Below are 6,999 nucleotides of genomic sequence, written 5' to 3' on the forward strand. Positions count from 1 at the left end.
CCGCCTGCCGCTGTCCGCGCGCCGTCGCCGCTCCCGCCGCCGCGCCGCACGCACAGCAGCGCGACGCTCGACGGCCATTGGGACCGCCGCCTGCGCAAGGGGCTCGTCCGCCCCGACATGAGCATCGACCTCCACGGCCACACGCTGGCCTCGGCCCAGGCCTTGCTCGATGACAGCATCCACCGCGCGCTGATCCGCGGCGCGCGCCTTCTCCTGGTGGTCGCCGGCCGTCTCCGCCCCGGTGCCGACCGCCTGCCGCAGATGCACGGCGATCCGCGCCCACGCGGCGCGATCCGCGCCTCGCTCCCCGACTGGCTCGCTTACTCGCCCTACGCCGACCAGATCGTTGCGCTGCGCCCCGCGCATATCAGCCATGGCGGCGCCGGCGCGGTCTATGTCATCCTGCGCCGCGCCCGCGACGACTAGCAGAGCGCGCGCACCAATATCCCGCGATAGATCGCCGCCAGCTTGTGCAGGTCGGCGACCGCGACCGCTTCGTCGAGCTTGTGCATCGTCGCATTGGTCAGCCCGAATTCGACCACCGGGCACAGCGCGTGCAGGAAACGCGCGTCGGACGTCCCTCCCGTCGTCGACATTTCGGGCATGATGTCGGTCTCGGCATGGATCGCCTCGGCGACCAGCCCCGACAGATCGCCCGGCGGGGTCAGGAACGCCTCGCCCGACACCTTGCCCAGCACTTTCGCCTTGGGCTCGACATCGTGCGCGATCCGCTCGATCATCGCGACCAGCCCGGCGCCCTTGTGTCCGTCGTTGAAACGGATCGACAGCCGCGCGCGCGCCGACGCGGGGATGACGTTGGTCGCGCCATTGCCGACCTCGATGTCGGTGAACTCGATGTTCGACGGCTGGAACCAGTCATTCCCTTCGTCGAGCGCCACCGCGTCGATCGCCGCCATGATCCGGACCAGCTTGGGGATCGGATTGTCGGCGAGGTGCGGATAGGCGACATGTCCCTGCGTCCCGGGCACGTCGATCCAGATATTGACCGACCCGCGCCGTCCGATCTTCACCATGTCGCCGAGCCGGTTCACCGACGTCGGCTCGCCGACGACGATCATGTCGGGCGTCACCCCGCGCCCCGCCATATGCTCCATCAGCGCGCGGGTGCCGAAGATCGCGGGGCCTTCCTCGTCGCCGGTGATGATCAGGCTGATCGTCCCCGCCTCCGCCGGCATCGCCGCCGCCGCCGCGACGAAGGCGGCGATCGATCCCTTCATGTCGACCGCCCCGCGCCCGTAGAGCAGTTCGCCGCGTACCTCGGGCGCAAAGGCATCGCCCGTCCAGCCCACCCCCGGCGGCACGACGTCGAGGTGCCCGGCAAAGCCGAAATGCCGCGGCCCCTTGCCTTGACGCACCGCGAGCAGGTTCTCGACCGGCCCGTCGGGTTCGATCCCGTCGATGAAGCGCTCGACGGTGAACCCCAGCGGGACGAGCGCCGCCTCGAGCACGTCGAACACCGCGCCGGTGGCGGGGGTGACGGAGGGGGCGGCGATCAGTGCGCTCGCGAGTTCTACGGGGTCGATGGCATGGGTCATCCCCGCCCTTTACGCCCTCGCGCGCCGCGAAGTCGAGGCTTTGCATCGCGCGCCGATTGTGCGAAACAAAGGAAGAACGAAAAGCAGGACTGCGCCATGCCCAAGCTCGATCTCGACGCCATCCCGCAAACCAATGCGACCGGCTATCCCGCGCCCTATGACGCGGCGGTGCAGGGCCGCTGGTACCGCCGCCTCGCCCCCGTCACCGGGATCAGCGATTTCGCCGCGAGCCATGTCACCCTCAAACCCGGCGCGATGTCGTCGCAGCGCCACTGGCACGACGGCGAGGACGAGATGGTGATCATGATCGCGGGCGAAGCGACGCTCGTCGAGGACGAAGGCCGCTGGCCGATGCGCCCCGGCGACATTGCGGTGTGGCCGAAGGGCAGCACCAACGGCCATCACCTCGTCAACGAATCGGACGCCGACTGCATCCTCGTCGCGCTCGGCGGCGGCAAGAAATATGATATCGGCGGCGGCTATTCGGACATCGACATGCTGTTCGGCCCCGACGGCTATTTCCACAAGGACGGCACGCCCTATCCGGCGAAGCGCATACCCTAGTCGATCCGGAACCCCGTCATCGTGAATTTCGCGGGCGCCGTCGCATAGACGCCGTGTCCGCGCGCGTTCGACGACCCGAACACCAGCCCGACCCGTTCGACATCGGCGAGCGCCTCGCGCATCGCGCCGGGGCTCTTCGCCGCCGGCTGCCCCAGCACCGAAATCCACTGCGGGTCGTCGAGGCTGACGCTGATTTCGCCCACCCCCGGCGCCAGCTCCTTCACGCTCGCCGCCGGCGCGTACCAGCGATAATATTGGTAATGGCCGCGCGCGTTCCAATTGTCGCCGCGCCGCTGGAAATAGAGCGACACCGTGCCCGCGCGGTCGGGGTTCGCCTGCGGCACGAAGCGCGTGCCCGCCCGGGCGTCGACGCGATAGCGCATCACGATCCGCGACTTGCCCGCGAGCGATCCGGGGCGGAAGGTCACATAATGGACATGCCCCGCCGCCTTGCTGCCGACGGGAAAGTCGAACGACCAGCCGCCGCGTTCGGGCCGCGGCGCGAGCGGCATGTTCACCGAATGGTTTTTGCCGCGGATGATCGGACCGATCTCCCAGCCCGAAGCGGCGGGTGCGGCGGCGGCGACGACGGCGGTACCAAGCGCGAGGACGGAGGCGAGAAGGATCTTCTTCATGTCGCCCTCTTACCGCCTCCGATGCAGCCCGGGCTGAACGCCGCGTTCATCGCGGCGACACCTCAACCCTCGGCCTTCTCGAACTGCTCGATCACCCAGTCTTCGGCCTGCGCGCCGCCGATCCATTCCTGCATGCACGGATGGCTGATCACCGCCTGGCAATAGGGCAGGGCAAAGCGCGGCAAGGGGATCGAGTAAGTGATGAAGCGCGTCACCACCGGCGCGAACATCATGTCGACCGCCGACCATGCGCCGAACAGGAAATCGCCTTCGCCGCCGAAGCGCGCGCGCGCCTCGGCCCAGATCTGCAGGATGCGCACGACATCGGCCTGCACCTCAGGCGACAGCTCGGCCGCCGGATAGATGCGGCGGATATTCATGCTGTGGTTGCGGCGCAGTGCGGCAAAGCTCGAATGCATTTCGGCTGCCATCGACCGTGCCATCGCGCGCGCGGCGATGTCGGTCGGCCAATAGCCACGCGTCCCGCCGGTCTTTTCGTCGAGATAGTCGACGATCGCCAGACTGTCCCACACGACGATGTCGTCGCCGTCCCACAATATCGGCACCTTGCCGCCCGACGGCGCGAACTCGTCACCCTCGCGGCGGTTCGACCAGTCCTCGTCGTACAGCGGGACGGTGACCTCCTCGAACGGCAGCCCGCTATGCTTGGCCGCCAGCCAGCCGCGCAGGCTCCAGCTCGAGTACGCCTTATTGCCGATGAACAGTTTCATGGGGTCTCCGGATTCCCCTCCCGCTTGCGGGAGGGGCTAGGGGAGGGCCTGTAAGGCCACGGTCGGGTCGGAACATGCCCTCCCAGTCGCAGGTTTACCAGCCCCCGGCTGGTAAAGAATGTGCTGGGGGCACATTCGACCTGCAACTCCCCTCCCGCAAGCGGGAGGGGAGGTTTATACCTCCACCGCCTCCAGCACCGCCGTCCGCAACTCGGCGATGCCCATGCCCTTTTCGCTGCTGGTGACGATCACCTCGGGGTGCGCAGCGGGGTGCTTGCGCGCCTCGGTCTCGGTCGCGGCGAGCACGGCGGCGAGGTCGGTCGCCTTCACCTTGTCGGCCTTGGTCAGCACGATGCGGTAACTTACCGCCGCGGTGTCGAGCATTTCCAGCACGTCGCGGTCGACGTCCTTGATCCCGTGGCGGCTGTCGATCAGCACCAGCGTGCGCTTCAGCACCTGCCGCCCGCGCAGATAATCGTTGATCAGGAAGCGCCATTTCTTGACGACATCCTTCGGCGCCTTGGCAAAGCCGTAACCGGGCATGTCGACCAGCCGGAACACCAAAGGCGCCCCGACGTCGAAATAGTTGAGCTCCTGCGTCCGCCCGGGGGTGACCGAGGTGCGTGCCAGTCCGTTGCGGTTGGTCAACGCGTTGAGCAGCGACGACTTGCCGACGTTCGACCGGCCCGCGAACGCGATTTCGGGCACGCCCGGCGCGGGCAGATGCTCGAGCGCCGGCGCCGACTTCAGGAAGGCGATCGGTCCCGAGAACAGCTTGCGCGCGCGCTCGGGGCGCTCGGGATCGATCCCGGGCCCAGATGGGTCGGCTTGCTGGTCGTCGCTCACTTCGCTGCCGCCGCCCTCAGCGCCGGGAACTTGCGGTACATCCACTGCTGCTGCGCGATCGACAGGCAGTTGTTGGTGATCCAGTACAGCAGCAGGCCCGCGGCAAAGGGCGCCATGATGAACATGAACATCCACGGCATGATCTTGAACACCTGCGCCTGCACCGGGTCGGTCGGCGGCGGGTTCAGGCGGAACTGCAGCCACATGGTGACGCCCAGGATCACCGCCATCACGCCGATGCTCAGCAGCGACGGCGGGGTGAACTTGAGATAGCCGAACAGGTTCAGGATCATCGCCGGGTCCTGCGCCGACAGATCCTTGATCCACAGCGCGAAGGGCTGGTGGCGCATTTCGATCGTCAGCATCAGCACCTTGTACAGCGCATAGAAGATCGGGATCTGGATCAGGATCGGAAGACAGCCCGCCAGCGGGTTGATCTTCTCGTCCTTGTACAGCTTCATCAGCTCCTGCTGCTGCTTCTGCTTGTCGTCCTTATACCGTTCCTGCAGCGCCTTCATCTTGGGCTGGACGAGGCGCATCTGCGCCATCGACGCGAACTGCTTGTTGGCGATCGGGAACATCAGCAGGCGGATGATCAGCGTCAGCACCATGATCGCGACGCCGAAGTTGCCGACCTGCTTGAACAGCCAGTCGAGCAGCTTGAAGATCGGGATTTCGAAGAAATCGAACCAGCCCCAGTCGATCGCGTGCGACAGGCGGGTGATGCCGAGATCGTCGGTGTAATTTTCGAGGACGCTCACTTCCTTCGCGCCGGCGAAGATGCGGCTCGTCGTCGTGACCTGCCGGCCCGGGGCGACCGCGGTAAAGTCACGCGCGAACATCATCTGGTAATTATTGGCCTGCGGCGACGTCATCGATGCGCTGATGCGCTCGCCCTTCGCGGGGATGATCGCGGCCAGCCAATATTTGTCGGTGAAGCCGAGCCATGCGCCCGATTTATAGGAGATCGCGCGGCCGGGGGCTTCCTCGATCTCGTCGTAATTGGTGTAGGTCGACTTGGCGTCGAGGAAGCCGGTCGGGCCGACGTGCGTCGTCCAGCTGTCCTGTTCGTGCGGATCGGTGGGCTTGCCGAGACGATCGATCAGCGCATAGCTGCTCGCGGTCAGCGGCGCGGTGCCGGCGTTGACCATCGTCTGCTTCGCGGTGATCAGATAATCCTCGTCGATGCTATATTCGATGCGAAAGCTCTGCCCGGCGCCGTTCGACCAGTTCAGCGTCACCGGGGTGGTCGGGGTCAGCTTGGTCCCCGTCGCGGTCCAGATGCTGCTCTGGTTGGGCAGCAGCGCGAGCTGCGCGGGGGTCGCGTTCTGGATCGACCAGCCGATGCTCGCGAAATAGGCCGACTTGGTATTGCCCGGCGCGAACAGGCGCACGGCGGGCGAGTCCTTCTTGATCGTCTGGCGATATTTGGTCAGCGTGATGTCGTCGATGCGCGCGCCGACCAGGTTGATCGACCCCGTGATCGTCGGCGTCTCGATCGGAATGCGGTTACCGCCGGCCAGCGCGGCCTCGACCGACCGGACCGGCTGCGCAACGGGCGCGGCGGTGGCGGGCACACCCGTCGCCGGAACGCCGGGCGTCGCGGCGGGGGCCGCGCCCGGCGCGCCCGCGACCGTCTTGGTCACATCGGGCTTCGGCGGGGTCGGAAAGAATTTGTCCGACACAAAGCTCCAGCCGAACAGAATCGCTGCCGACAGCAACAATGCCGTGATCCAGTTACGCTTGTCGTCCACGCTGGTTGGTCTCTCTTCGTGTCTAATCGGGGATTATGGAACGGGGTCGTAGCCGTGGCCGCCCCAAGGATGGCAGCGCAATAGCCGCTTTGTCGCGATCCAGCCACCCTTGATCGCGCCATATTTCTGGAGCGCTGTGATGGCATAGGCGCTGCACGACGGGGCATAGCGACAGGTCGGGGGCAGGACGCGCGACGGGCCCAATTGCCAGCCGCGCGCGATCAGGATCAACAGCTTGGCGATCATGCGGCGGGCGCCTCGGCCGCGGGCCGTTTCGCCAGCTTCTTCGCGGCGCGGGCGAGCGCGGTGTCGAGTTGCTCGCCCAGTTCGGCAAAGACGATATCGTTGCCGCCGGGCCGGCCGATCAGCACATGGTTCGCCCCCGCGATCCCCGATTCGGGCAAGGCGGCACGGCACAGCGCGCGCAGCCGGCGCTTCATCCGGTTGCGCGTGACGGCGTTGCCGACCTTCTTGCTGACGGTGTAACCGATGCCCATGCCCGAATCATCGTCACCGCGCGCATGTACGAGCAGGACGAATCCGGGCATGGGAAAGCGAAGGCCGCGGTTGGCGGCCAGGAATTCGCTGCGTTTGCTAAGCGTGCGCATCGGGCCAGCCGACACGCGAGCTGCGGTCAGGCCGACAGCTTCTTGCGGCCCTGGGCGCGACGGTTCGCGAGGACCTTGCGGCCACCGACGGTCGCCTTGCGGGCGCGGAAACCATGGCGACGCTTGCGCACCAGGCGGCTCGGTTGAAAGGTACGCTTCATCGCGGTTATCCCTAAATCTCGGCTCTAACAGAAAAGGGCCGCCAAACGTGGGCGGCCACTGATGGGGGCGCGGATAAGCGGGATTCGGCCGAAAGTCAATCGGCCCCGGTCGCTTTTGGCGATCAATCGCCATCGGGGCGGGGT

General features: G+C 66.7%; 10 protein-coding genes. 2 read left to right on the forward strand and 8 right to left on the reverse strand.

The window, feature by feature from the left end:
• Positions 1–426, forward strand: a 426-nt coding sequence (locus B1A78_RS19380) for a Smr/MutS family protein (RefSeq protein WP_077148533.1), incomplete at its 5' end; no start/stop codon positions are given.
• Here the strand turns inward: B1A78_RS19380 and dapE are convergent.
• A complete protein-coding gene (gene dapE / locus B1A78_RS19385) occupies positions 423–1,556 on the reverse strand; it encodes a succinyl-diaminopimelate desuccinylase (protein ID WP_077148534.1) in 1,134 nt (377 codons plus the stop codon). The two genes, B1A78_RS19380 and dapE, sit on opposite strands and share 4 nt — an antisense overlap.
• Before the next feature lie 96 nt (positions 1,557–1,652).
• On the opposite strand from dapE, the gene B1A78_RS19390 reads away from it, so the two are divergent.
• Positions 1,653–2,120 carry a cupin domain-containing protein gene (locus B1A78_RS19390; RefSeq protein WP_077148535.1) on the forward strand — a complete coding sequence of 156 codons (468 nt, stop codon included), beginning with the start codon at positions 1,653–1,655 and terminating at the stop codon, positions 2,118–2,120.
• Here the strand turns inward: B1A78_RS19390 and B1A78_RS19395 are convergent.
• From B1A78_RS19395 to rpmH, 7 genes are all read right to left on the reverse strand, one after another.
• On the reverse strand, positions 2,117–2,755 hold the full coding sequence (locus B1A78_RS19395; protein WP_077148536.1) for a hypothetical protein: 639 nt from the start codon (positions 2,753–2,755) through the stop codon (positions 2,117–2,119). The genes B1A78_RS19390 and B1A78_RS19395 overlap by 4 nt on opposite strands.
• Before the next feature lie 62 nt (positions 2,756–2,817).
• Positions 2,818–3,486 (reverse strand): glutathione S-transferase family protein, encoded by a 669-nt coding sequence (locus B1A78_RS19400; RefSeq protein WP_077148537.1) that lies wholly within the window; start codon positions 3,484–3,486, stop codon positions 2,818–2,820.
• A gap of 174 nt (positions 3,487–3,660) precedes the next feature.
• Complete coding sequence (yihA, locus tag B1A78_RS19405) at positions 3,661–4,332, reverse strand: ribosome biogenesis GTP-binding protein YihA/YsxC (protein ID WP_372236909.1); 672 nt, start codon at positions 4,330–4,332, stop codon at positions 3,661–3,663.
• A complete protein-coding gene (gene yidC / locus B1A78_RS19410; protein ID WP_077148538.1) occupies positions 4,329–6,086 on the reverse strand; it encodes a membrane protein insertase YidC in 1,758 nt (585 codons plus the stop codon). Before yidC ends, yihA begins: the two co-directional genes overlap by 4 nt.
• Positions 6,087–6,119: 33 nt before the next feature.
• Complete coding sequence (yidD, locus tag B1A78_RS19415; protein WP_077148539.1) at positions 6,120–6,332, reverse strand: membrane protein insertion efficiency factor YidD; 213 nt, start codon at positions 6,330–6,332, stop codon at positions 6,120–6,122.
• On the reverse strand, positions 6,329–6,694 hold the full coding sequence (gene rnpA / locus B1A78_RS19420; RefSeq protein WP_077148540.1) for a ribonuclease P protein component: 366 nt from the start codon (positions 6,692–6,694) through the stop codon (positions 6,329–6,331). Before rnpA ends, yidD begins: the two co-directional genes overlap by 4 nt.
• Before the next feature lie 26 nt (positions 6,695–6,720).
• Entirely contained in the window at positions 6,721–6,855 is a 135-nt protein-coding gene (gene rpmH, locus B1A78_RS19425) for a 50S ribosomal protein L34 (RefSeq protein WP_058808820.1), read from the reverse strand.
• Positions 6,856–6,999 lie beyond the last annotated feature (144 nt).

Origin of the sequence: Sphingopyxis sp. KK2, from assembly GCF_001990265.1 — a bacterium.
In the GTDB taxonomy this organism is placed as follows: Bacteria; Pseudomonadota; Alphaproteobacteria; order Sphingomonadales; family Sphingomonadaceae; genus Sphingopyxis.

Excerpts from the sequence above, each read along its gene's own strand:
- rpmH (WP_058808820.1), bottom strand. The coding sequence starts at position 6,855 with ATGAAGCGTACCTTTCAACCGAGCCGCCTGGTGCGCAAGCGTCGCCAT.
- B1A78_RS19395 (WP_077148536.1), bottom strand. The coding sequence starts at position 2,755 with ATGAAGAAGATCCTTCTCGCCTCCGTCCTCGCGCTTGGTACCGCCGTC.
- rnpA (WP_077148540.1), bottom strand. The coding sequence starts at position 6,694 with ATGCGCACGCTTAGCAAACGCAGCGAATTCCTGGCCGCCAACCGCGGC.
- B1A78_RS19400 (WP_077148537.1), bottom strand. The coding sequence starts at position 3,486 with ATGAAACTGTTCATCGGCAATAAGGCGTACTCGAGCTGGAGCCTGCGC.
- B1A78_RS19390 (WP_077148535.1), top strand. The coding sequence starts at position 1,653 with ATGCCCAAGCTCGATCTCGACGCCATCCCGCAAACCAATGCGACCGGC.
- yidD (WP_077148539.1), bottom strand. The coding sequence starts at position 6,332 with ATGATCGCCAAGCTGTTGATCCTGATCGCGCGCGGCTGGCAATTGGGC.
- dapE (WP_077148534.1), bottom strand. The coding sequence starts at position 1,556 with ATGACCCATGCCATCGACCCCGTAGAACTCGCGAGCGCACTGATCGCC.